Here is a 22,712-nt window from a genome sequence, read left to right on the forward strand (position 1 = left end):
TCTCGAGATGGGCTCATCCATCACAGGGGTTGCAATGAACGCATTGGAAATCAGCGGTCTGAAGAAGACCTATCAGGGGGGCGTCGAAGCCCTCAAGGGCATAGATCTCACCGTCAAGCAGGGAGATTTCTTCGCCCTGCTCGGCCCGAACGGGGCGGGCAAGTCCACCACCATCGGCGTGATCAGTTCGCTGGTGAACAAGAGTGCCGGCAAGGTCAAGGTGTTCGGTTACGACATCGACACCGATCTGGAGCTGGCCAAGGCCCAGCTCGGGCTGGTGCCCCAGGAGTTCAACTTCAGTCAGTTCGAGAAGGTGAGCCAGATTGTCACCCACCAGGCCGGTTTCTACGGTGTGCCAAGGGCCGAGGCCAAGGTGCGCGCCGAGAAGTACCTGCGCCAGCTCGATCTGTGGGACAAGCGCGACATGGCGGCCCGTACCCTCTCCGGCGGCATGAAGCGCCGGCTGATGATAGCCCGCGCCCTGATGCACGAGCCCAGGCTGCTGATCCTGGATGAGCCGACCGCCGGGGTGGACATCGAGATCCGTCGTTCCATGTGGAGTTTCCTCAAGGATCTGAACGAGCAGGGTGTCACCATCATACTCACCACCCATTACCTGGAAGAGGCCGAGATGCTGTGCCGCAACATCGGCATCATCGACAAGGGGCGCCTCATCGAGAACACCAGCATGAAGAACCTGCTCGGCAAGCTGGGGCGGGAGACCTTCCTGCTGGATCTGGTGCCCGGCAGCCAGGTGCCGACCCTGCCCGAGTTCAACGGTCGCATGCAGGATGAGCACACCCTGGAGGTGGAGCTGGACAAGAGCCAGTCCCTCAACAGCCTGTTCGAGCAGCTCTCCGCCCAGGGGGTGCAGGTGCTGAGCATGCGCAACAAGGCAAACCGGCTGGAAGAGCTGTTCGTCAACCTGGTAGAGGAGGGTCGCAAAGCATGAATCCCATGACCTATTACATCGCCTTCAAGAGCATACTGGCCAAGGAAGTGAGCCGCTTTACCCGGATCTGGATCCAGACCCTGGTGCCGCCAGCCATCACCATGAGCCTCTACTTCGTCATCTTCGGCAACCTCATAGGGTCGCGCATCGGTGACATGGGGGGCTTCAGCTACATGGAGTTCATCGTGCCCGGCCTCATCATGATGTCGGTCATCACCAACTCCTACTCCAACGTCGCCTCCTCCTTCTACAGCGCCAAGTTCCAGCGCAACGTGGAGGAGCTGCTGGTGGCACCAGTGCCCAACTACATCATCATCGCCGGTTATGTGGGCGGCGGCGTGGCCCGGGGTCTCTGTGTCGGTCTCATCGTCACCCTGGTCTCGCTGTTCTTCGTGCCGCTGCAGGTCCACCATCTGTTCAGCGTCTGCTTCACCGTGCTGCTGACCTCGATCCTGTTCTCCCTGGGGGGGCTGATCAACGCCGTGTTCGCGAAGTCGTTCGATGACATCAGCATCATCCCGACCTTCATCCTGACGCCGCTCACCTATCTGGGGGGGGTCTTCTACTCCATCAGCCTGCTGCCGCCGTTCTGGCAGGGGGTCTCTCAGGTGAACCCCATCATCTACATGGTGAACGCGTTCCGCTACGGCTTCCTCGGCATCTCCGACGTGCCGCTCGGCACCGCCTACCTCATCATCATCGGCTTCATCGTCGCCCTCTACGGGCTGGCCTGGTGGCTGATCTCCCGGGGTACAGGGCTGCGCCACTGAGTTGCAACCATGAAAAAGGCGCCGAAAGGCGCCTTTTTATGTGCTGAGGATCTGCCTCAGAGGGCAGGGGCATCATAGTCCGCCGGCTCGTCGCTGTAGACGCAGACGTTCCACTTGGCCGCCAGACCCTCTTCAGCCAGACAGTAACGCTCGAAGAAGGCCTTGATCTCGGCGCGCTGGCAGTGGGCCTCGAAGCTGGCCATGTCTTGCCAGATCTCGTTGAAGACGATGGGGAAGCTCTCCCCCTCGGCAAAGGGGCTGGGGATATGGCGGGTGACTCTGTACTGCAGGCAGCCGTCTTCCCTCAGGGTGTTGGGCTCCAGCCCCTGCAAGACCTGGAACAGGGCCTGCTCCTTGCCCGGCTTGGGCTGGAACTGGGCGATGCAATAAACCTTCTTGGACATCTGTTTCTCCTTGCCGTGTCTCAACCCTGAAGGGTGACGACGCTATTGTCGATAAGGCGGGCCTTGCCCAGATACGCAGCCATCAGGATCACCAGCCGCTTGCTGGCAGCGGTGGAGGATTCCAGGGTGTCGGCGTCGACGATGTCGATGGCATCCGTCCTGAAGCCGGCGTTGTCGAGACGCTGGCTGGCCTGGGCTACCAGGGAGGGGAGGTGGTGGTTCCCCGCCTCAATCTGCTCGGCAATCCAGTTCATGGTGCGCGCGAGCTCGGGGGCCAGGGCCCGCTCGGCGGCGGTCAGGTAGCCGTTGCGCGAGGAGAGCGCCAGCCCGTCCTCGGCCCGCACAGTGGGCACGCCGACTATCTCGACTGGCATGGCCATGTCGGCCACCATCTTGCGAATGAGCGCCAGCTGCTGGTAATCCTTCTGGCCGAAGCAGGCCACGTCGGGCTGCACCAGGTTGAACAGCTTGGTGACGACAGTGCTGACACCGCGGAAGTGGCCAGGGCGCAGCGCCCCTTCCAGCAGGCTGGAGAGACCCGGTACCTCGACGAAGGTCTGGCTGGCGAGCCCCTGGGGATACATCAGCTCCGGGGTCGGGGTGAACACCAGATCCACGCCGGCGGCCTGCAGGGCGGCGCAGTCCTGCTCCAGGGTACGGGGATAGTTGGCGAGATCCTCGGCCTTGTCGAACTGCAAGGGGTTCACGAAGATGCTGACCACCACCTTGTCGCCGCGGCTGCGGGCCTCATCGACCAGGGTGAGATGGCCCTGGTGCAGATTGCCCATGGTGGGCACGAATGCGATGGCGCGGCCTTCGCGGCGCCATTGGCCGATCTGTTCACGCAGAGCGGCAGGATTGTTCACAACCAACATCAACAGTTCACCTTCGGATAGGTCAAAGAAACAGGAATTGAAATGGCCAGAGAGGGATGCGAAACGGGGGCTCAGCCCCCGTTTCGGTTCATGAGGCCTGGATCAGTTGAAGCAGTGCTCGGGGCCGGGGAAGGTGCCCTCGCTGACCTGCTGCACATAGAGGCGGATGGCGGCGCGCATGTCGCCCGTCTCGGCCAGGAAGTTCTTGGTGAACTTGGGCACATAGCCGGAGGTGATGCCAAAGGCGTCGTGCATCACCAGGATCTGGCCATCGGTGGCCGGGCCCGCGCCTATGCCGATCACCGGGATGCGCAGCGCCTTGCTGATGCGCTCGGCCAGGGCGACCGGCACGCATTCGAGCACCAGCAGCTGGATACCGGCCGCTTGCAGCTCCAGGGCCTGACGGTAGATCTCCTGGGCGTGGAACTCGTCGCGCCCCTGCACCTTGAAGCCGCCAAACACGTGGACGGATTGCGGGGTCAGCCCCAGGTGACCGCAGACAGGCACGCCGTTGCGGGTCAGGTGGCGAATGCTCTCGCACAGCCAGTCGCCCCCTTCCATCTTCACCATGCGGGCGCCGGCGGCCATCAGCCGGGCGGCGTTCTGGTAGGTCTGCTCGGGAGTGGCGTAGCTCATGAACGGCATATCCGTGATGACCAGCGCCTTGCTGGTGCCACGCACCACGCAGCGGGTGTGATAGACCATCTCATCCATGCTGACGGCCAGGGTGTCGTCCCCTCCCTGCAGCACCATGCCGAGGGAATCACCGATGAGCAGCACCTGGGCGCCTTCGTCGTCGAACAGCTTGGCGAAGGTGGCGTCATAGGCGGTGATGGCGGTGATTTTTTGTCCGTCCTGCTTCATCTTCTGCAGGTCGGTGATGGTGATCTTGCTCATTACGTTGCTCCTACTCGTCTACTCACCCGTGGCGGCGGCAAGGATCTCGAGACCATTGCGCGGGCAGCGGGCAACCAGTTCGGTGAGCGGGGTGCCGCAGGGCAGCACCAGGGCGGGGGCGATTTCGGCAAGGGGCAGCAGGACGAACTCCCGCTCCTTCATGCCGTAGTGGGGAACGATCAGGCGTTCATGCTGGATGACTTGCTCGCCGTACAGCAGCAGATCCAGATCCAGGGTTCTTGGACCCCAACGCTCGTCCTTGCGCACACGTCCCTGTTCCCGCTCGATTTTCTGCAGTTGATCCAGCAAAGCCAGGGGGCCTAGCCGGGTATGAAGCCGCACCACGGCATTGACGTAGTCCGGCTGATCCGCAGGGCCCATGGGGCGGCTGCCGTAAAGCTGCGAGGCCTGTTGCAATTCGGATTCCGGCAGCCTGCCCAGGGCGGCGACGGCCTGTCTGGCCTGGGCGACGGGGTTGCCCAGGTTGGATCCGATGGCAACGAAGACCTCGATCATCGGGTGGCCTTTATTCTGCCGCTTTCGGCTTGCGACGACGGGGGCGACGGCGGTTGCGGCTGTTGCTGCTGCGTTTCTCGTCGTCTCCGCGCGGCTCGGCCGCCGGAGCACGCTCACCGCTCGCCGGGCGGCGGGTCGCTTCCCGTTGCAGTTGCGGACGCACATCCGGGTTGGAGGCCACATAGCGCTCCCACCAGCTGGCCAGCTCGCCGAGGCCGCGCTCGACCCGGTTGCGCAGCAGCAGGAAGTCAAAGGCTGCACGGAACTTTGGATGCTCCATGGCCCGCTCGGGGTGACGGCCCTGGCGACGGGTCAGGCGCTGTTGCAGGGCCCAGATGTCGCGCACATCCGTGGTGAAGCGGCGCGGCACGGCGATGATCCGCACCTGGGCATCCAGCACCTCGTTGATGGCCAGCATGAAGGCGTCGTGCCAGGGCAGGCCGCTCTCGTTTTCCAACACCCGGGCACGGGCCTCGACGGCGCCCCACAGCAGGGTGGCATAGAGGAAGGCCGGGGTGACGCGCTTGTCTTCACGGACCCGGGTATCGGTGTCCATCAACGCCAGCTCGATGAACTGCTCGTAAGGCGAGTTGCCGTTGGGCGTAAACAGGGCGGCGACCTGGGGGAACAGGGGCTGGAACAGCCCGTATTCGCGCAGCAGTTTGTAGGTGGCGAGACCGTCACCGGCCAGGAACAGCTTGAGGGTCTCCTCGAACAGACGGGCGGCCGGAATATCCTGCAGCAGCGGCGCCAGTTCCCGGATGGGGGCGGCGGTGCGCGGGCTTATGGTCATCTCCAGCTTGGCGGCGAAGCGCACGGCGCGCAGCATGCGCACCGGATCTTCCCGGTAGCGGGTCTCGGGGTCACCGATCAGCTCCAGCTTGCGCTCGGCAAGATCCTCGATGCCACCCTCGAAGTCGTGCAGGGTGAAATCCTTGGCGCTGTAGTAGAGGGCGTTGACGGTAAAGTCACGGCGCTCGGCATCCTCTTCTATGGTGCCGTAGACGTTGTCGCGCAGCAGCATGCCTTCATCAGACTGGGCCGACACGTGCTTGCTGGTATTGACCTGATGGTGGTGACCACGGAAGGTAGCCACTTCGATCACGTCACGACCAAAGACGATGTGGGCCAGGCGGAAACGACGGCCGATCAGGCGGCAGTTGCTGAACAACGCCTTGATCTGCTCCGGCGTGGCATCGGTGGCGATGTCGAAATCCTTTGGCGTTCTCCCGAGCAGAATATCCCGGACGCCACCACCCACCAGGTAGGCTTCGTAGCCCCCCTTGTTCAGGCGGTAGAGCACCTTGAGCGCATTCTCGCTGATCTCTTTGCGCGAGATGGGGTGCTGGTCACGGCTCAAGGTTCGGCGTTGACCGGCGACACGGGCTGGAATGGGAGACTCCATCGACTGCTCGCCGTCTTCCTTGCCGAGCACCTTGCGGCAAAAGTTTGCGATCTGGGAAAAAATGGTACACCTCTTCATGACTTCAAATTGACGGGAGGCCAAAAAATAGCGGCCTATCATAGCTCAGGCCCGACCAAATGAGAAACGCTGCGGTCTGCTTCCCCGATTCGGGCCCGGTCGTACAAGGAACGACGCTTTCAGTTCCCCGGGTTCTGGCCTGCTCAAATGAGAAGCGCGGCGGCCTGCTTTTGCTCCGGGGGCCTGCTTATCTGGCCCCCAGCACTATCTTCTGCTGGCGGGGAACCCGGGCCAACTGCCAATGGGCAATGCCCCAGGCGATGATCTCGTCGACGGTATTCTCTCTCAGGCAAGGCGGCGGGCACTGGCCGAGGAACGCGAGGGCCTGCCACAGGGCGGGCCTGACGTCATCCTGTGCCAGCGCCGGAGCATGGTTCTGCTTCGACAGCTTGTTGCCATCCGCCAGCACCGCCAGCGGCAGGTGCACCCAGGCGGGGACATCAGCCCCCAGGGTCTGGTAGAGGGCAATCTGGCGCACCGTGGGCTCCAGCAGATCGGCGCCGCGCACTATCTCTGTGATGCCGCTGTCCATGTCATCCACCACCACCGCCAGGTTGTAGGCATAAAGCCCGTCCCGGCGGCGCACGATGAAGTCCTCCTCGGCGAGCGCCGCAGGCACCGCAATATGGCCCTGCAACTCATCTTCGAAGTGGTAGACGGGATTATGCTGGCGCAGGCGGGCGGCGCAGCCCTCTGCCGTCAGCCCCAGGGTGCGGCAGTGGCCGTTGTAGAAGCCGCCCGCCACCATGATCTCGCGCCGGGTGCAGCGGCACCAGTAGAGATCCCCGGCCCGATAGAGCTGATCGATGATCTCGTCATAACGGCCGTGGCGCGCGCTCTGATACATCACCTCCCCATCCCAGCCGAGGCCATGGGCCTCCAGGGTCTGGAGGATGAGCCCGCTGGCCCCGGCCATCTCCCGCGGCGGATCTATGTCCTCGATGCGTACCAGCCAGCGCCCCTGCTGCGATCTCGCCTGCAAGAAGCTGCCAAGGGCGGCGACCAGGGAGCCGAAGTGGAGCGGACCGGACGGGGAGGGGGCGAAGCGACCGATATGGGGTCGAACAGGGGAGGAGGGAGTCATGGCCATGGAAATTCGGGTAGACGATGCATTGAGGCTGCATTCTGGGATGGTCGTGGGAAAAGCTCAATAAAAAAGGGAGCCTGCGAGCTCCCTTTTTTTGTCCATGTCGATGGGCGGCATCAGCCAGCCATCTGTTTTTCCTTGATTTCAGCCAGCGTCTTGCAGTCGACACAGAGGTCGGCGGTCGGACGGGCTTCCAGACGACGAATACCGATTTCGATACCGCAATGTTCGCAGTAACCAAAGTCGTCTTCTTCGAGCAGCAGCAAGGTCTTTTCGATCTTCTTGATCAGCTTGCGTTCACGGTCGCGGGTGCGCAGTTCGAGTGCGAACTCTTCTTCCTGCGCGGCGCGATCGACCGGATCCGGGAAGTTTGCAGCCTCATCCTTCATGTGGTCGACGGTGCGGTCAACTTCCTGCATCAGTTGGTTGCGCCAGGCTCCCAGGATCTTGCGAAAATGTACCTTTTGTTGGTCATTCATGTACTCCTCACCGGCTTTTACCTGGTAAGGCTCTACACCCGCAATGGCCAGGGGGCCCAGAGATTTCCTGTTTTCGCCTGTTGGCATGCCCTGTCTCCTAATTCAGCACGCTACCCGTGCCATCCATAAATTGAGGGCGGTATCTATAGCAGAAGGGTCAACGGGAGGCAAACAAGCCTTGTCAATAATGTTACCCACTCCAGCATTTATTCTCAGCCCTCGGGTAGCAGATGGTCAGATTCAAATGGAATAAAATCTTGAGCCACCATGCCCTGCACCCCAACATGGGGGCGATAGCATAAAATTTCAACCCCTGCCGCCATCGCCTGCTCAACAAGCTGACTATAGTGCGGATCTATATGGGCTGCAGGGCGCATTCTCGCGATGCCGGAGTGCAAAACCATGAACAGCAGCACGGCTCTGTGCCCGGCCGCCTTCATGGCCATCAATTCACGCAAGTGCTTGGCGCCACGTGCGGTGACCGCATCGGGAAAGTAGCCCATGCCCGCTTGTTCCCGCTCGTCGAGCAGGGTGACGGATTTCACCTCTATGTAACAACTTGGCCTGTGATCGTCTTCCAGCAACAGGTCGATGCGGCTGTTCTCCTCCCCGTATTTCACCTCGGTGCGCAGCCTGGCATAACCCGCCAGCGGCGCCAGCGCCTCTTGCTCGATGAGCTCCCGGGCGATCTGGTTGGCCCGCGCCGTGTTGACGCAGATGAAGTGGCCCGCCGGGCTCTGTGCTATCTCCCAGCTGTGGGCCAGCTTGCGCTTGGGGTTGTTCGAGGTGGAGTACCAGACCCGGGTGCCCGGATCGGCACAACCCGTCATGGCGCCGGTATTGGCGCAGTGGATGGTGATGGTCTCACCATCGGCCAGCTGCACATCGGTGAGGAAGCGCTTGTAGCGGGCGATGAGCAGACCGGATTGCAAAGGGGGATCGAAGATCATGGGGTCAGCTCCTCGCTGTTGGTCTCTTTGATGCGGGCACGCAGGGGCCAGCAGGCGAGCGGCTCGTAGTGGACCCCGTCCGGCGTGCTGACGGACTGGTAGAGGCAGAAGCTGTCCGCCTGCAGCACAAGATCGGGGGCGGGCAGCGCTTCCGGGGCCTCGCCGGCCTTGCGCGACAGGGTGACGTGGGGGCGGTAGCCCTGTTCCCCGTTGCCAAGCCCCAGCTTCTCGCCGTGGCGACGCAGGGCCCTGGCCAGCACGTTCAGCTCGTTTGGCCACTCGCTGGGCCCCACCCAGGCAGCCCTGGCACGCTGAAACCAGCCGGTCTGATCCAGATGGACGCTGAAAGGGGGACAGCGCTGCTGTGCGGCGGCGGCGATCAGCCTGTCCCGAGTGGCCTCGTCGGCCTCACCGAGAAAGGCCAGGGTCAAATGCAGATTGCGTTCGGACACCGGCAGGCCGGGCCAGGGACGCCGTTCGCGCCAGTCGATCAGGGCGGGGGCAAGCTGGTGCAGGGGCAGGGCAAAGAAGAGTCTGGGCATGCGCAGCGTCGGTCCTCGTGGTACTCACATGAAAGGGCCATTCTATGGCAGCTCGTCTGCGGATGTCTCCTGGTCGCGTCTCGCGCTTGTCCGGGCGGGCTGAGAGCTCCCCGGGTCTGCCCCAACCGGTTGGCGCGCATCCGGCACGGCTGCTGACGGTGGGTGGCTGGCTGTGGCAGAATGGGCGCCGTTTTCCTGGTCATCACAGAAGGTCTTCGCCGTTTTGTCCCAACTCCCCATAGTCTCTGTGCTGCCCGAGCTGTTTGATGCCATCGACAGCCACGCCAGCGTGATACTGCAGGCCCCCCCGGGGGCGGGCAAGTCGACCCTGCTGCCCCTGGAGCTGGTGCGCCTAAACCGGCTGCCCGGCCGCATCATCATGCTGGAGCCCAGGCGCCTCGCGGCCCGCAACATAGCGGGCTTCTTGGCGCGCCAGCTCGGGGAGAAGGTGGGGGAGCGCATCGGGCTGCGAGTGCGCGGCGAGAGCCGGGTCAGTGGCCAGACCCGGCTCGAGATAGTCACCGAGGGGGTGCTGACCCGGATGTTGCAGCAAGACCCTGAGCTTGCCGGGGTGTCGCTCGTCATTTTCGATGAATTCCACGAGCGCAGCCTGCATGCCGATACCGCACTGGCCTTCGCCATCGAGAGCCAGCAGGGGCTGCGTGACGATCTCAAGCTGCTCATTATGTCCGCCACCCTGGAGGGCATGGCGCTCGAGAGCCTGTTGCCGGACGCCCCTGTGATCCGCTCCGAGGGGCGCGGCTTTCCCATCGACTACCACTACCGCCCCGCCAATCGCCAGCAGTGGCTGGAGCCCCAGGTGGGCGCCGTGGTGCTGGAGGCGCTGGCGGCCCACGGGGGCAGTGCCCTGGTGTTCCTGCCGGGGCAGGGGGAAATAGAGCGGCTCGCCCAGTGGCTGGAGGGGCGCCTGCCGGATGACGTGCGCCTCGCCCCCCTCTACGGCCGCCTCGACATGGCGGCCCAGCAGGCGGCCATAGAGCCCGCCCCGGCGGGGAGTCGCAAGCTGGTGCTCACCACCAATGTGGCGGAGACCTCCCTCACCATAGAGGGGGTATCCGTGGTCATCGACAGCGGGCTGGAGCGGCGCGCCACCTTCGATCTGAGAAGCGGCGTCACCCGGCTGGAGACCCGTCAGATTGCCAGGGCCTCCGCCACCCAGCGGGCAGGCCGTGCCGGCCGTCTCGGCCCCGGGGTCTGCTACCGGCTCTGGAGCAGCGAAGTGCAGGAGCGCCTCGCCGAGCAGAGTCCGCCGGACATCCTCACCCAGGAGCTGACCGGTCTGCTGCTGGACGCCGCCCAGTGGGGCGCCAGGGTGGAGAGCCTGCCGCTGCTCGACATGCCCCCTGCGGCGGCGGTGGCGAGCGCCCGGCGCCTGCTGGTGGCCCTGGGGGCCATGAAGGCGGAGGGTGAGCAACAACTCACCCCGGCCGGCCGCACCATGGCCGCCTTCGGCACTCATCCACGTCTGGCGCGCATGTTGTTGCGGGCCCGGGAGCTGGAGGCCGAGGGTCTGACAGGGATTGTCGCCGATGGGGCTTTCCTGGTGGCGCTGCTGGAAGAAGATCTGCGAGGATCTGAGCGCCTTTCCGTGCTCTTCCATCGTCGTCTGGGGGCCCTGCGTCAGGGGGCAGCCCGCTGGTTCGAGCGCCTTGGCGCAAGGCCTGCGACCGCCCAGGGTCAGTGGCTGGGGCTGCTGTGCGCCCTCGCCTGGCCGGACCGGATCGGCAAGCTGCGCAGTGGCAGCCGCTATCAACTCAGTGGTGGGATCGGCTGCGATCTGGTAGAAGGTCACCCATGTCAGGGACAAGGGGCCCTGATCGCCATAGAGATGGGGCAGAACGATCGCGGCAGCCGCATCTTCATCGCCGAGCCGGTGGCGCTGGACGAGCTGGTGCGCCAGCTGCCGGAGCTGGTGAGCGAGCGCCAGTGGTTCGACTGGGACGAGCGGGAAGAGCGGGTGCGGGCCGAACGCCAGCAGGTGATCGGCGAACTGGTGCTCGGCCAGCGACCGTTGACGGATCTCTCTGACGAGCAGAAGGGGCGCTGCCTGTTGCAGGGCATTCGTCGCAAAGGGCTGCACGTGCTGCCCTGGGACGAGGGCAGCGAAGGCTTGCTGGCCCGATTGCGCTGCGCCCGCGACTGGTTGCCCGACGAGGGCTGGCCCGCCATGGACGACGAGAGTCTGCTGGCCCGGCTGGAGGAGTGGCTCTTGCCTGCCCTGAGCGGCATGACCCGGCTGGAGCAGCTCAAGAGGCTCAACCTCTCCGATCTGCTGCGCCAGTCCCTGCCCTGGCCCTTGCCAAAACGGCTGGACGAGGCGCTGCCGAGCCACTTCAGCGCGCCGACCGGCAGCCGGGTGCGGATCCGCTATCAGCCGGGGCAGGCCCCGGTGATCCCGGTGCGCATTCAGGAGATGTTCGGGCAGGGCACGACCCCCTGCGTGGCCGATGGCCGGGTGCCCCTGGTGGTGGAGCTACTCTCTCCGGCCCAGCGACCGCTGCAGATCACCGCCGATCTCGCCGCCTTCTGGGCGGGATCCTACGAGCAGGTGAAGAAAGAGATGAAGGGTCGTTACCCCCGCCACTACTGGCCGGACAACCCCCTGGAGGCCATGCCGACCAAGGTCACCAAGAAGAAGATGGGGATCTAGGTTGGTGCTGAGCCTAGCTAAGCCCAACTCCAGCAGACGGCCCTGGCCCTCTCCCAGAGGGAGAGGGAACCGATCGAGCTTGGTGTTTGCTCCCTTCTCCTCTCCCTTTTTCAAAGGCATGGGAGAAGGGTTGGGGATGAGGGGTTGGCATCCATTTGTCTGGCGAATGTCTGGCGAAATGAAACCCAGGATCCAGGTTCGATTGGTTAAGCCAGATCGGACGTTCGCGAATGCGACATAACAAGTAGAAAGGAAAGCAAAGAGGATTTATGGCAACCCAACGACGCAAGAGCCCTCCCAAGAAGGCAGCTCCCAAACGCACCATCTGGCGCAAGCTGTTCTGGCTTGGCTTCAAGCTCTCCCTGGTGGTGGCGGCCTTTATGGTGGTGTTCGGCATCTACCTCGATACCAAGGTGCGCGAGCGCTTCGATGGCGAGAAGTGGCAGTTGCCCGTGATGGTCTACAGCCGCCCGCTGGAGCTCTACCCCAGCCAGCGCCTCTCCCAGACCCAGATGCTGCGCGAGCTCAACATGCTGAGCTACAAGCAGGTGCGTCAGCCCCACACCCCGGGGGAGTACGCGGTCAACGGCAATCGCATCGAGCTGGTACGCCGTCCGTTCGAGTTCCATGACGGCGCCGACGGCGCCCGTGGCCTGCGTCTCACCTTCAACGGTGCGCGGCTGGAGGGGATCCAGTCTCTGGAGAACCAGCGTCAGCTAGGTTATGCCCAGATGGACCCTGTGCTGCTTGACCGCCTCAACACCGAGGACAGGGAGGATCGCCTGCTGGTACGCATCGCCGAGGTGCCGGACAGTCTGCTGGTGACCCTGCTGACCACCGAAGATCGCGATTTCTATCAGCACGGCGGCGTCTCGCCGGTGGCCATCATGCGTGCCATGGTAGCCAATGTGCTGGCGGGCCGCACAGTGCAGGGGGGCAGCACCCTCACCCAGCAGCTCGCCAAGAACTTCTTCCTGACCCGGGAGCGCAGCCTGTGGCGCAAGGCACAGGAAGCCTATATGGCGGTGCTCATCGACTACCGCTACAGCAAGGACGAGATCCTGGAGGCCTACCTCAACGAGGTCTACCTGGGGCAGAACTTCTCGCAAGGGGTCTATGGCTTCGGGCTCGCCTCCTACTTCTACTTCGGCATTCCGGTCAACGAGCTGGACATCGATCAGGTGGCCCTGCTGGTGGGCATGGTGAAGGGGCCTTCCTATTACGATCCCTGGCGCTTCCCCGAGCGGGCCAAGGCGCGCCGGGATCTGGTGCTGAAACTGCTGATGGAGCACGGCAGCCTGACTCAGGCCGAGTATGAGCTGGCCAGCAAGCAGCCCCTTGGCATCATCACCCGGGGCCAGATGAGCTATGGCCGTACCCCGGCCTTCATGGGGCTGCTCAAGCGGGAGATCCAGAACCGCTTCGGCCCGGATCTGCTCAAGCAGTCCGGCCTCAAGATCTTCACCAGCCTGGATCCCATCGCCCAGCACGCCGCCGAGCAGGCGGTCGAGACCGGCCTCGCCACCATCGAGAAGCAGCGCGGCAAGAAGAAGCTGGAGGCGGCCATGGTGGTCTCCGACTGGCACAAGGGCGAGGTGGTCGCCATGGTGGGGGGGCGGGATCCCCGTTACGCCGGCTTCAACCGTGCGCTGGATGCCCGTCGTCAGATAGGCTCCCTGGTGAAACCGGCTGTCTATCTCACCGGTCTCTCCAACGGCCTGACCCTGGGCACACCGCTCAAGGATCAGCCGATCCGCATCCGCGGCCAGGATGGCCAGATCTGGACGCCGCAGAACTACGATCGCAAGTTCCGCCAGAGCGTGCCGCTGATGGAAGCGCTCGCCAGCTCCCTCAACGTGCCGACCGTCAACCTGGGTCTGCAGGTGGGGCTCGACAAGGTGGTGGACACCCTGCACAAGCTGGGGGTCCAGCAGGAGATCCAGCCTTATCCTTCCCTGGTGCTGGGGGCGGTGGCGCTCTCGCCCATGGAGGTGAACCAGATGTACCTGCCCATCGCCAACCAGGGGCTGACCCAGCCGCTGTCGGCCATTCGCGCCGTGGTAAACAGCGATGGCAGCCAACTCTATCAGCATGACGAGACCGCCAAGCGGGTGACGGATCCCCAGGCCAGCTGGCTGACCCTGTTCGCCATGACCAAGACGGTGAGCCAGGGCACGGCCCGGGCGCTCGGCGCCAAGTTCCCCGGTGCCACCATGGCCGCCAAGACAGGGACCACCAACGAGCTGCGGGACTCCTGGTTTGCCGGTATGGACAACAACGAGCTGGTGAGCGTCTGGGTCGGCCGGGATGACAACCAGCCCGCCGGGCTGACCGGGGCCAGCGGTGCCTTGCAGTTGTTCAGCGGCTACATGAGCCAGCGCGGCGTCAACAGCCTGGGGCTGAAGATGCCGGAAGGGGTGAGCTGGGCCAGCTTCTCCCGCAGCAGCGGCGCCCGAGTTGCCAGCGACTGTCCCGGCAGCCTGCAGGTGCCGGCCAAGCTGGCTGGGCTGGGGGAGCCCATGAGCTGCGCCAGCCCTGTCTCCAACCCGGTCAACGCGCTGGATCAGTGGTTCGGCGGCTTCTTCAACTAACGAGAACGGGCAGCCTGGCTGCCCGTTTTACAAGGATTGCCATGACACTTCCCTTGCTCGGCGGCATTCACCACGTGGCCATCATCGCCAGCGACTATGAGCGCTCGCGCCACTTTTACCACCAGGTGCTGGGGCTGCCCATACTGGCGGAGACCCTGCGGGAGGCCCGTCACTCCTGGAAGCTGGATCTGGCGCTGCCGGATGGCAGCCAGCTGGAGCTGTTCAGCTTTCCGGCCCCGCCGCCGCGCCCCTCCAGGCCGGAGGCGTGCGGCCTGCGGCACCTGGCGTTTCGGGTGCAGGTGCTCGATCCCGTCATCGCCCATCTGGAGCGCCACGGGGTGGCCGTGGAGCCGGTGCGGGTGGACGAGCTGACCGGCAGTCGCTTCACCTTCTTCGCAGATCCCGACGGCCTGCCGCTGGAGCTCTACGAGGTCGATGCCGGGCCGGCATGAGCGGGCTTTGCCGCAACATGAGTGCGTAAAAAGCCGCCCGGCGAACACCGGGCGGCTTTTTCATGGGGTCAGGTGTTCATCACGCCGTGGTCAGCAGGGCCACGGCGACGGCCATGATCAGGATGCCGACCCAGCCGACGGGCTTGAGACGCTCGCCAAACAGCAGCAGGCCGCCGAGGGCGGTGCCCAGGATGCCGATGGCACCCCAGGTGGCATAGGCCACGGCGAGATCTATCCTGCCAGTGCTCACCGCTTCCGAGAGCAGGGTAAAGGCGCAGAGCACCAGCAGTATGCCGAGCATGCCCCAGCCCTTGTGACGAAAACCGAGGGAGCGGTTGATGGCCATGTTGGCCCCCACATCCAGCAGGGCGGCGCCCAGGACGATGATCAACGGGTGCATGGGAGCTCCTTGGCAGGGGTGGTGTCAACCGGCTCGGCATGGGTTTCCCCCAGGGTCACCATAACAATGCCCACTATTGCCAGCGCCAGCCCGACCCACTCCTGCACACTCAGCTCATGGCCAAGGAACAGCACTGAGACGGCGGTGATCAGGGCGATTCCCAGCCCTTCCCAGAGCGCGAACGCAATACCAATGGAGATTATTTTGGCGGCCTTGGCCAGCAGCAGGTAGGAGAGGGCGATGAGGAGCCACATCGGCAGATAGTTGAGCCAGCCGGCCTCACTCTCCGGGATCAGGGCCATGGTGGAGGTGCCTGCCACCTCGGTCAGGATGGCGCCCGTCAGGAAGAGGCGGGCCAAAAGCAGGGGACTGAATAACATGGGGTTTCCTTCTGTTGCTACGACGAGGGAGAGGATAGCCGCGGCTGGGCAAGACCCGGGTATCGCTGAGCGTCGATAATTCTGGCGCTGACGGTTTGCCTTGGGGGAGGGGCGCGGCGTAAGGTGAGGATGGAACAAGCTGCCACCAGAGCGCGATCATGAAGCTTTATCAGATACAACTCTTTGTAGAATCAGCAGACAGTGGTTCGATTGCCAATGCCGCCAGACGCCTTGGCAAGAGCCGGAGTGCCGTCAGCACGGCGATCGCCGCCCTGGAAGTGGAGCTTGGCGTCGACCTTTTTGAACGAGGGGCCAACCAGAGCCGATTGACCGAGATAGGGGAACAGGTGCTGGACGACTGCCGGCGGCTGCTGCAGGCGGCCAACAGCCTCAAGCTCAAGTGCGAGCACCACGCCTCGGGCGCCGAGGTGGCGCTCAGGGTGGCGCGGGATGACGCCATCCCCGAGCCGGTCTGGCGCGAGATGCTGGGGGCGCTGCGCCACCAGTTTCCCGGCACCAGCATCTCTCTGGTGCTGGCTTCGCCCCCCGAGCTGCCAGCCCTGGTGGAGGAGGGGTTCGTGGATGCCGCCTTCGGTCTCATCACCGAGGATCAGGAGCGCAGCGGCCTCAACATAGAGGTGCTCAACCCCATCCGCACCCTGATGGTGGTGGCGCCAAGCCACCCGCTGGCGGGGTTGAAGCGGGTGCTGCAGCAGGATCTCACCGATCAGACCCAGGTCACCCTCTCCTATGTGGACGAGTTCTCGGTCAAGAGCCTGCTCCCCATCGGCGGCCAGCACATAGGGTTGTCGAGCTTCGAGCTGATGCGGGATGCTGTGCTGGACGGCCTCGGCTGGGCTGTGTTGCCCTCACCGCTGATCCAGAGCCAGCTGCGCCAGGGGGAGCTGCTGACCCTGAAGCACAAGTTCAGTCTGCAGTGGCGCGATTACGGGGTCTATCTGTCGGAGAATGCCCATCACGGCAAGGTGCTGGCCTGGCTGAAGAAGGCCATCGAGGCCTATCTCGAACCCTTCGAGTAGCCCCTTTCAGGGAGGAGAACGACAACAGGGGCCGCTGGCCCCTGTTGTTTGAGACGGCTGGAGATCAGCGCAGGGCGTGACGGGGGGCGGGCTGGCGCTGGCGAAAGGGCAGCAGGAGCAGGCTGAGCAGCAGATCCCCCAGCAGGGAGGCGAGCAGTCCCACCGCCACACCACAGAAGATGGCGGCCTGCTTGAGGGGCACCACATAGCCGTAGTTGCGCAGGGTGTCCTGCCAGAGCATGGGGTCCGCCTGCGACAGCAGGTGGGAGAGCTGCAGGTACCAGGGCTGACCCTGGAAGGCGCGCTCCTGCTGCAGGTGGCGCTGCTGGCTCACCAGCTGCTGCAGGCTGGTGGCATCCTGGGTGAAGACGGGATCCTGGCTGGCGCCGTAATGGGCGACCAGGGCGTCGAGATCGCCGCCAAAGTGCTGATCCGCGGTGCGCTGGAAGGGTGCCAAGCTGAGGCTGGCCTGCTGCAGGCGCGCATCCAGCCGCTGGTAGTAGAGATCGACGATCCCCGGTATCTGCACGCCCGCCAGCAAACCGAGGGCAAACAACATCATGCGAAGGTAGCTGCGCATAGCCATCATCCTGAGTAAAAAGAGCCTCATACTAGCCGCAAGCCCCTGGCGCGCCAAGGTGGTGCAGGTTGCTCCCGGATCCGGGGGGTGGCAGGGCGGGTACAAACAAGATTCAATAGGGTATTTTTTTGTTACATGAATTCTTACATTTTTGTGATTCAAGTCACCGGGAGGCTGACCTAGAATCACCGCTTTTTGAAGGAAGACTCGGCATGAGCAAGTTCATACCTCTCTATCTGATCGGGGGCCTGATTGCCCTCAGTTGGGCTGCCCTGCCGGGTCATGGCCCCTGGGATCACTGGGATCTCGCCACCTTCCAGCTGGTCAATGGCTGGCTGGGCCAATCCGTCCGCTGGGTCGATCTGGTGGCCATCACCAACAATCGCCTGTTCGATCTGGTCGCCCTGGGCTGCATGGGACTGATCCTGGCCACCTGCTTCTTCCGGGCCCAGGGTGAGGCGCGCCGTCGCCTGGTGGCCATGGGGATCGTCATGTTGCTGGGGGCCCTGGTGATCAATCAGCTCGGCCACCTGCTGCCGGTCAGCCGTCCCAGCCCGACCCTGACGGTGGACGGGGCGCTGCGGCTGACCGAGCTCAGCGCCATCCCGACCAAGGACTCTGCCGGCGACAGCTTTCCCGGGGATCATGCGCTGTTCCTGATGATCTTCGCCGGTTTTGCCCTGCGTTACCTGCCGCGCCGGGCCGCCGTGATCGCCGTGCTGATGGTGCCCCTGTTCTCGGCCCCCCGCATCCTCGCCGGTGCCCACTGGCTGACGGACGTCTATGTCGGTGCCCTCTGCCTCGCCCTCATCTGCCTGCCGCCCTTTCTGCTGACCCCACTGTCGGATCGGCTGATCGACCGCCTGGTTCCCAGGCTGCCCCGCTGGATCTCCTGAGGCCGTTGCGGCCTAGGTGACGAAAGGCAATAAAAAGAAGGCGGGTGACCGCCTTCTTTTGCTTATGCCCATCGGTGCTGTGGTCGTCGCGAAATGACCAGGACTACGCCCGATGAGTGCGGGCTTGCGCCCTCAACGACAAGTATTGGCAGAGTCATTCGAGCTTTACCATCAGAAACTGACGGGGCCAAACGTTTGCATCCGATGAAAGCGTGATCCAGACCAGGATTTTTTCTGTGGGCTGCCTTAGAATCGCCGCCCGTTGCTGGAGGTCCCCCTATGCTTGTCACTTTTCTGCGCCTGTTGTTTATCGGTTGCGCCCTGGTCTTTATCTTCATGCTGGTTCACGCCTGGTGGCACAAGCGGCGCCGGGGCGAGCTGGAGTCCACCCCCTTCTGGCCGGTGGCGGCCATCGGCTTCGTCGCCAACTTTCTCGACACCCTTGGGGTCGGCAGCTTCGCGGTCAAGACCGCCTGCTACAAGCAGTTCAAGCTGATCGACGATCGCCTGCTCCCGGGCACCCTCAACGGTCAGTGCGTGCTGCCGACCGTGACCCAGTCCCTCATTTTCATCGGCGTGGTCAAGGTGGATCCGCTCACCCTCATCAGCATGATGGCCGCCGCCGCCGCGGGCGCCGCCTGGGGTGCCCGTCATGTGGCCTCGTTCGATCGCCAGACCATCAGGCTGGTGATGGCGGTCTCCCTGCTGGTGGTGGCCGGGCTCATCTTCGCCGGGCTGCTGGGGCTCTTCCCCTTGGGCGGCGAGGCCATGGGGCTCAGTGGCTACAAGCTGGGAATAGCCCTGCTCGGCAACTTCCTGTTCGGTGTGCTGATGAATGTGGGCATAGGGCTGTTCGCCCCCTGTATGACGCTGGTCTATCTGCTGGGGATGAACCCGCTGGCGGCCTTCCCCATCATGATGGGGTCCACCGCCGTGCTCAGCGTCTTCTCGGCGGGCACCTTCATCCGCAAGGGGGCCTTCGATGCCAGGGCCGTGCTGGCGGTGGCTCTCTTCGGCCCCATCGGTGTGGTGCTGGCGGCCATGCTGGTACAGTCCATGGACATGGAGATGCTCAAATGGCTGGTGGCCTTCATCGTCATCTACACCTCCTGGACCATGTACGCCTCCTGGCAGGCGGCGCGTCGTCAGCCCGAGTCTCAGCTTGCCGGTGCCGCCAGTTAGTCGACGGCCAGAGGCTGGTGAAGGCTTATCCGGTCCGCCTGATCCGGCCATGCCGCCTGGTGAGCGGCGCTTGCTGCGGGGCCGCCGCTGGCCGCTGGCTGGAGGCGACCAGTGCGGCCTCGGCCTTGGCCCCGAGGAAGACATAGAGCCCCAGTGCCAGCAGCAATCCCACGGCGCAGCCCATCACCCCCACCGCAGGCCAGAGCAGTTCGTTCTGGCCGAGGGATCCCTTGAACAGCAGCAAGAGCCCCTCGATGGAGACAGCGATCAGGATGGCGGCGATGAAGCGGGTGATGGTGCGGCGAATGGCGCTGTGGCGGAAGATGTCCTTATGCAGCAGCACCTCTTCCTCCAATATGGTCTTGCCCAGATCGAACACCGCCAGGGCCAGGGTCAGGAAGATGATGGCGCTGAAGGCGCCGAGCCGGTTCTGCTGGGTACCGCACAGCAGCAGATAGAGCTGCTCTAGGCCATGCCAGATCAGGGTTCCCACGATGAGAAACAGCGCCAGGCTCAGGATCACGTAGACGGCCCTGAACCAGGGGATGGCGCGGCGCCGCTCCCTGTCCCCCATCAGCCAGGCGATCAGCTGATGCAGATTGATCTCAAGCTCGCGGCCATGGCCCTGCACCTTCAGTCGCAGTTGCCCCTGCGGGGCCGGAATGGGGGGAAGGATCCCCGCTCTTGCCTGGCTCTCGCCCAGGCTCTGCACGTTCAGCACGAAGGGATAGGCCTTGAGGGCTTCCTGGGGGAGGGTGAGCAGCCCCAGCAACAGGGGGGTCAACTCGGTCTCGTACTCCTGATAGCGCCGCAGCACGTCTATGGGGCTCATCTCTGCCATATGGACCTCGGTCAAGTGGGCTCCTGAATAAAGCAGTGCAAATAGTGGGCCCGCTTTATGACAGCCAATGTGGTGGTGGATGCACCAGCAAGTGGCAAACACCGGCGAGAAGAGAGAAAGGTCTGCACCAGAAGGGGGCTCTGGCAGGGCGAGACGACAGAGGTAACAAAAAAGGGCCCTTCACGGGCCCTTGGTTCATTCCGGCAGGGCTCAGCCCGCCAGTTTGGCGAAGCTGCGCTCGGCGGCGGCCAGGGTGTGTTCAATCTCCTTGTCGCCGTGGGCCAGTGACAGGAAGCCCGCCTCGTAGGCGCTCGGCGCCAGATAGACACCCTCTTCCAGCATCAGATGGTAGAAGCGCTTGAAGCGTTCCATGTCGCAGCGGGTCACCTGCTCATAGCGGGTGATCTCGGTCTCTTCGGTGAAGAAGAAGCCGAACATGCCGCCCACATAGGTGATGGCGAGCGGGATGCCATGTTTGGCAGCGGTGGCTTTCAGCCCTTCCGCCACCCGGGCCGTCTTGGCGCTCAACTGCTCATAGAGACCCGGCTCCAGCAGCAAGTCCAGCATGGCCAGACCCGCAGCCATGGCCACAGGGTTGCCGGAGAGGGTGCCCGCCTGATAGACGGGGCCGGTCGGGGCTATGTATTGCATCACCTTCTTCTTGCCGCCGAAGGCGCCCACCGGCATACCGGCCCCGATGATCTTGCCGAGGGTGGTGAGGTCGGGATCTATGTTGTAGTAACCCTGGGCGCCGCGCAGGGAGACCCGGAAACCGGTCATCACTTCGTCCAGGATCAGCAGGGCGCCAAACTCGTCACAGATGGCGCGCAGCCCTTCCAGGAAGCCGGGCACCGGCGGGATGCAGTTCATGTTGCCCGCCACCGGCTCGACTATGATGCAGGCGATCTCGCTGCCGTACTGGGTGAAGGCTTCTCGCACCGAGTCCAGATCGTTGAACACACAGGTGAGAGTGTGCTTGGCAAAGTCGGCCGGTACGCCCGGGCTGTTGGGCTGGCCCAGGGTCAGTGCGCCGGAACCTGCCTTCACCAGCAGGGAGTCGGCGTGGCCGTGGTAGCAACCCTCGAATTTGACGATCTTGTCGCGGCCGGTGTAGCCGCGGGCGAGGCGGATGGCGCTCATGGTGGCTTCGGTGCCGGAGTTGACCATACGCACCTGCTCCATGGAGGGCACTATCTGGCGTACCTTCTCGGCCATCAGCACTTCGATCTCGGTGGGGGCGCCATAGCTCAGCCCCTTCTCCACCGCCTTGATGACGGCGGCCTTGATGGCCGGGTGGTTGTGACCCAGCAGCATGGGGCCCCAGGAGCCGATGTAGTCCACATAGGCCTGACCGTCCACGTCATAGAGGTAGGCGCCATCGGCGTGATCGATGAAGCGGGGTGTGCCGCCGACCCCATTGAAGGCGCGGACCGGTGAGTTGACGCCGCCCGGAATGGTCTGGCGGGCCTGTTCAAACAGCTGATCTGATTTTGACATGGATCATCCTTAATGGGATTTTGGTCGTCACCCGGGCGCAGGCGGTCGATTGCGGCTCGGCAGGCTGCGGTGGGAGGAGTATGCTTTGCGCTCTCGCCACCCGGACTCCCGGTCTGCACCCGTGATAAATGAAACGGGCCGACTATAGCAGAAAGGCCCTGTGCTGGGCAGCCGAGCCGAGGCCGGGTGTTTCCGACCCTCGTTAGATGAGCGTGAATACCCATGGTGCAACAAGCTATCCCCCCTCGCGAGGCGACCACACAAGGTCGCCCACCTGCCCTGCAGCGCCTGATCCAGCGGGACAAGATGCCGCTGCTGGTGCTCTTGCTGGCCGCCCTGGTCGGTGTTTTGGCCGGACTGGTCTGCGGGTTGTTTGAATCCGGTGTGCACTGGCTGGCCCAGCAGCGGGTCCTGCTGCTGGCCGATCGCCCCTGGTGGCAACTCGGTCTGCTGGGCTTTGGTTTCAGCGCCCTGCTGGGGTTTGTCGGCTACTTCCTCACTCATACCTTCGCCCCGGAAGCGGGCGGCTCCGGCATTCCCGAGATAGAAGGGGCTATGGATGAGTTGCGTCCGGTGCGCTGGTGGCGGGTCTTGCCGGTCAAGTTCTTCGGCGGCATCTGTACCCTGAGCTCCGGCATGGTACTGGGACGGGAGGGGCCCTCGGTGCAGATCGGCGGCAACCTCGGCAAGATGGTGGCGGATATCTTCCGGCTTCCCAAGGAGCATGGTCATGCCCTGTTGGCGGCGGGGGCGGCGGGAGGCCTGGCCGCCGCCTTCAATGCGCCGCTGGCGGGGATACTCTTCGTGATGGAGGAGATGCGGCCGCAGTTTCGTTACTCCTTCCTCGCCATCAAGGCGGTGGGGATCTCGGCCGTCATGGCGACCCTGATGCTGCAGAACATGAAGGGGCAGGCGCCAGTCATCAGTCTGCCCCACTACGATGCCCCGGCCCTGAAGGCGCTCTGGCTCTTCCTCTTCATGGGGGGCTGTTTCGGGGTGCTGGGCTTCGTGTTCAACAAGCTGGTGCTCGCCTGTCAGGATGGCTATCTGGCCCTGCACCAGAACAAACGCCATCGCTTCGTCGCCATCGGCATGCTGGTGGCAGGCACCTTCGGCGTGCTCTCGCTGTTTGCCCCCTCGGTGACCGGTGGGGGAACCGAGCTGATCCCTCACCTGGTGGGGGGCGACTATGCGATGGCGACCCTCTTCCTCATCTTCTCGGTGCGA

General features: G+C 64.0%; 23 protein-coding genes (1 of these 23 cut by a window edge). 9 read left to right on the top strand and 14 right to left on the bottom strand.

Annotated elements, in window-relative coordinates; all coding sequences use genetic code 11:
- Positions 1–34: 34 nt before the first annotated feature.
- Together Aeroheme_RS03660 and Aeroheme_RS03665 are read left to right on the top strand one after the other, a co-directional pair.
- Positions 35–952, top strand: coding sequence for an ABC transporter ATP-binding protein (locus tag Aeroheme_RS03660; RefSeq protein WP_025328199.1), 918 nt, complete (start codon positions 35–37; stop codon positions 950–952).
- Positions 949–1,722, top strand: a complete 774-nt coding sequence (locus tag Aeroheme_RS03665) for an ABC transporter permease (RefSeq protein WP_025328198.1) — start codon at positions 949–951, stop codon at positions 1,720–1,722. The genes Aeroheme_RS03660 and Aeroheme_RS03665 overlap by 4 nt, the downstream gene beginning before the upstream one ends.
- Positions 1,723–1,778: 56 nt before the next feature.
- Here the strand turns inward: Aeroheme_RS03665 and Aeroheme_RS03670 are convergent, their stop codons facing one another.
- From Aeroheme_RS03670 to thpR, 9 genes are all read right to left on the bottom strand, one after another.
- Positions 1,779–2,126: a putative quinol monooxygenase gene (locus tag Aeroheme_RS03670; protein ID WP_168235777.1), complete on the bottom strand. Its 348-nt coding sequence runs from the start codon at positions 2,124–2,126 to the stop codon at positions 1,779–1,781.
- Positions 2,127–2,146: 20 nt separating this feature from the next.
- Entirely contained in the window at positions 2,147–3,001 is an 855-nt protein-coding gene (gene panC / locus Aeroheme_RS03675) for a pantoate--beta-alanine ligase (protein WP_205642423.1), read from the bottom strand.
- A 102-nt stretch (positions 3,002–3,103) separates the two neighbouring features.
- Positions 3,104–3,898 carry a 3-methyl-2-oxobutanoate hydroxymethyltransferase gene (gene panB / locus Aeroheme_RS03680; RefSeq protein ID WP_106885869.1) on the bottom strand — a complete coding sequence of 265 codons (795 nt, stop codon included), beginning with the start codon at positions 3,896–3,898 and terminating at the stop codon, positions 3,104–3,106.
- Positions 3,899–3,916: 18 nt separating this feature from the next.
- Positions 3,917–4,414 (bottom strand): 2-amino-4-hydroxy-6-hydroxymethyldihydropteridine diphosphokinase, encoded by a 498-nt coding sequence (gene folK, locus Aeroheme_RS03685; RefSeq protein WP_106885870.1) that lies wholly within the window; start codon positions 4,412–4,414, stop codon positions 3,917–3,919.
- Positions 4,415–4,424: 10 nt separating this feature from the next.
- The gene (gene pcnB, locus Aeroheme_RS03690; RefSeq protein ID WP_411166704.1) at positions 4,425–5,897 is read right to left on the bottom strand and encodes a polynucleotide adenylyltransferase PcnB; all 1,473 of its coding nucleotides are present in this window, start codon (positions 5,895–5,897) and stop codon (positions 4,425–4,427) included.
- Positions 5,898–6,084: 187 nt separating this feature from the next.
- Complete coding sequence (gene gluQRS / locus Aeroheme_RS03695; RefSeq protein WP_411166705.1) at positions 6,085–6,987, bottom strand: tRNA glutamyl-Q(34) synthetase GluQRS; 903 nt, start codon at positions 6,985–6,987, stop codon at positions 6,085–6,087.
- A gap of 113 nt (positions 6,988–7,100) precedes the next feature.
- On the bottom strand, positions 7,101–7,550 hold the full coding sequence (dksA, locus tag Aeroheme_RS03700) for an RNA polymerase-binding protein DksA (RefSeq protein WP_005329052.1): 450 nt from the start codon (positions 7,548–7,550) through the stop codon (positions 7,101–7,103).
- A 125-nt stretch (positions 7,551–7,675) separates the two neighbouring features.
- Positions 7,676–8,413, bottom strand: a complete 738-nt coding sequence (gene sfsA / locus Aeroheme_RS03705) for a DNA/RNA nuclease SfsA (RefSeq protein ID WP_289986097.1) — start codon at positions 8,411–8,413, stop codon at positions 7,676–7,678.
- Positions 8,410–8,955: an RNA 2',3'-cyclic phosphodiesterase gene (gene thpR / locus Aeroheme_RS03710; protein ID WP_408865365.1), complete on the bottom strand. Its 546-nt coding sequence runs from the start codon at positions 8,953–8,955 to the stop codon at positions 8,410–8,412. The genes sfsA and thpR overlap by 4 nt, the downstream gene beginning before the upstream one ends.
- Positions 8,956–9,178: 223 nt before the next feature.
- Here thpR and hrpB point away from each other — a divergent pair, with 223 nt between their 5' ends.
- From hrpB to Aeroheme_RS03725, 3 genes are all read left to right on the top strand, one after another.
- Complete coding sequence (gene hrpB, locus Aeroheme_RS03715; RefSeq protein ID WP_411166706.1) at positions 9,179–11,626, top strand: ATP-dependent helicase HrpB; 2,448 nt, start codon at positions 9,179–9,181, stop codon at positions 11,624–11,626.
- Between the two features lie 269 nt (positions 11,627–11,895).
- Entirely contained in the window at positions 11,896–14,217 is a 2,322-nt protein-coding gene (mrcB, locus tag Aeroheme_RS03720) for a penicillin-binding protein 1B (RefSeq protein ID WP_395949497.1), read from the top strand.
- Between the two features lie 41 nt (positions 14,218–14,258).
- Positions 14,259–14,669 (top strand): VOC family protein, encoded by a 411-nt coding sequence (locus Aeroheme_RS03725; protein WP_111910444.1) that lies wholly within the window; start codon positions 14,259–14,261, stop codon positions 14,667–14,669.
- 79 nt (positions 14,670–14,748) lie between these two features.
- Here Aeroheme_RS03725 and Aeroheme_RS03730 read toward each other — a convergent pair whose 3' ends face one another.
- Positions 14,749–15,069 (bottom strand): SMR family transporter, encoded by a 321-nt coding sequence (locus tag Aeroheme_RS03730; RefSeq protein WP_411166707.1) that lies wholly within the window; start codon positions 15,067–15,069, stop codon positions 14,749–14,751.
- Complete coding sequence (locus Aeroheme_RS03735) at positions 15,057–15,449, bottom strand: DMT family transporter (protein ID WP_411166708.1); 393 nt, start codon at positions 15,447–15,449, stop codon at positions 15,057–15,059. The genes Aeroheme_RS03730 and Aeroheme_RS03735 overlap by 13 nt, the downstream gene beginning before the upstream one ends.
- Before the next feature lie 158 nt (positions 15,450–15,607).
- On the opposite strand from Aeroheme_RS03735, the gene Aeroheme_RS03740 reads away from it, so the two are divergent.
- Entirely contained in the window at positions 15,608–16,489 is an 882-nt protein-coding gene (locus Aeroheme_RS03740) for a LysR family transcriptional regulator (protein WP_408776721.1), read from the top strand.
- A 64-nt stretch (positions 16,490–16,553) separates the two neighbouring features.
- On the opposite strand, the gene Aeroheme_RS03745 is transcribed toward Aeroheme_RS03740, so the two are convergent.
- A complete protein-coding gene (locus Aeroheme_RS03745; protein ID WP_393937796.1) occupies positions 16,554–17,069 on the bottom strand; it encodes a DUF2937 family protein in 516 nt (171 codons plus the stop codon).
- A 212-nt stretch (positions 17,070–17,281) separates the two neighbouring features.
- Here Aeroheme_RS03745 and Aeroheme_RS03750 point away from each other — a divergent pair, with 212 nt between their 5' ends.
- The gene (locus Aeroheme_RS03750) at positions 17,282–17,965 is read left to right on the top strand and encodes a phosphatase PAP2 family protein (protein ID WP_411166709.1); all 684 of its coding nucleotides are present in this window, start codon (positions 17,282–17,284) and stop codon (positions 17,963–17,965) included.
- A gap of 279 nt (positions 17,966–18,244) precedes the next feature.
- Positions 18,245–19,147 carry a sulfite exporter TauE/SafE family protein gene (locus Aeroheme_RS03755; RefSeq protein ID WP_163147232.1) on the top strand — a complete coding sequence of 301 codons (903 nt, stop codon included), beginning with the start codon at positions 18,245–18,247 and terminating at the stop codon, positions 19,145–19,147.
- A 25-nt stretch (positions 19,148–19,172) separates the two neighbouring features.
- Here the strand turns inward: Aeroheme_RS03755 and Aeroheme_RS03760 are convergent, their stop codons facing one another.
- On the bottom strand, positions 19,173–19,988 hold the full coding sequence (locus tag Aeroheme_RS03760; protein WP_411167217.1) for a hypothetical protein: 816 nt from the start codon (positions 19,986–19,988) through the stop codon (positions 19,173–19,175).
- 210 nt (positions 19,989–20,198) lie between these two features.
- On the bottom strand, positions 20,199–21,485 hold the full coding sequence (gene hemL / locus Aeroheme_RS03765) for a glutamate-1-semialdehyde 2,1-aminomutase (RefSeq protein WP_411166710.1): 1,287 nt from the start codon (positions 21,483–21,485) through the stop codon (positions 20,199–20,201).
- A 222-nt stretch (positions 21,486–21,707) separates the two neighbouring features.
- Between hemL and clcA the strand changes: the two genes are divergently transcribed.
- Positions 21,708–22,712, top strand: partial view of a H(+)/Cl(-) exchange transporter ClcA gene (gene clcA / locus Aeroheme_RS03770; RefSeq protein ID WP_163137735.1) — the 5' portion only. 390 nt of this gene lie beyond the right edge of the window; only the first 1,005 of its 1,395 coding nucleotides appear in the window; it begins with the start codon at positions 21,708–21,710; the stop codon falls past the right edge of the window.

Origin of the sequence: Aeromonas sp. DSM 116730 (genome assembly GCF_046581335.1) — a bacterium.
Classification (GTDB): domain Bacteria; phylum Pseudomonadota; class Gammaproteobacteria; order Enterobacterales; family Aeromonadaceae; genus Aeromonas; species Aeromonas rivipollensis.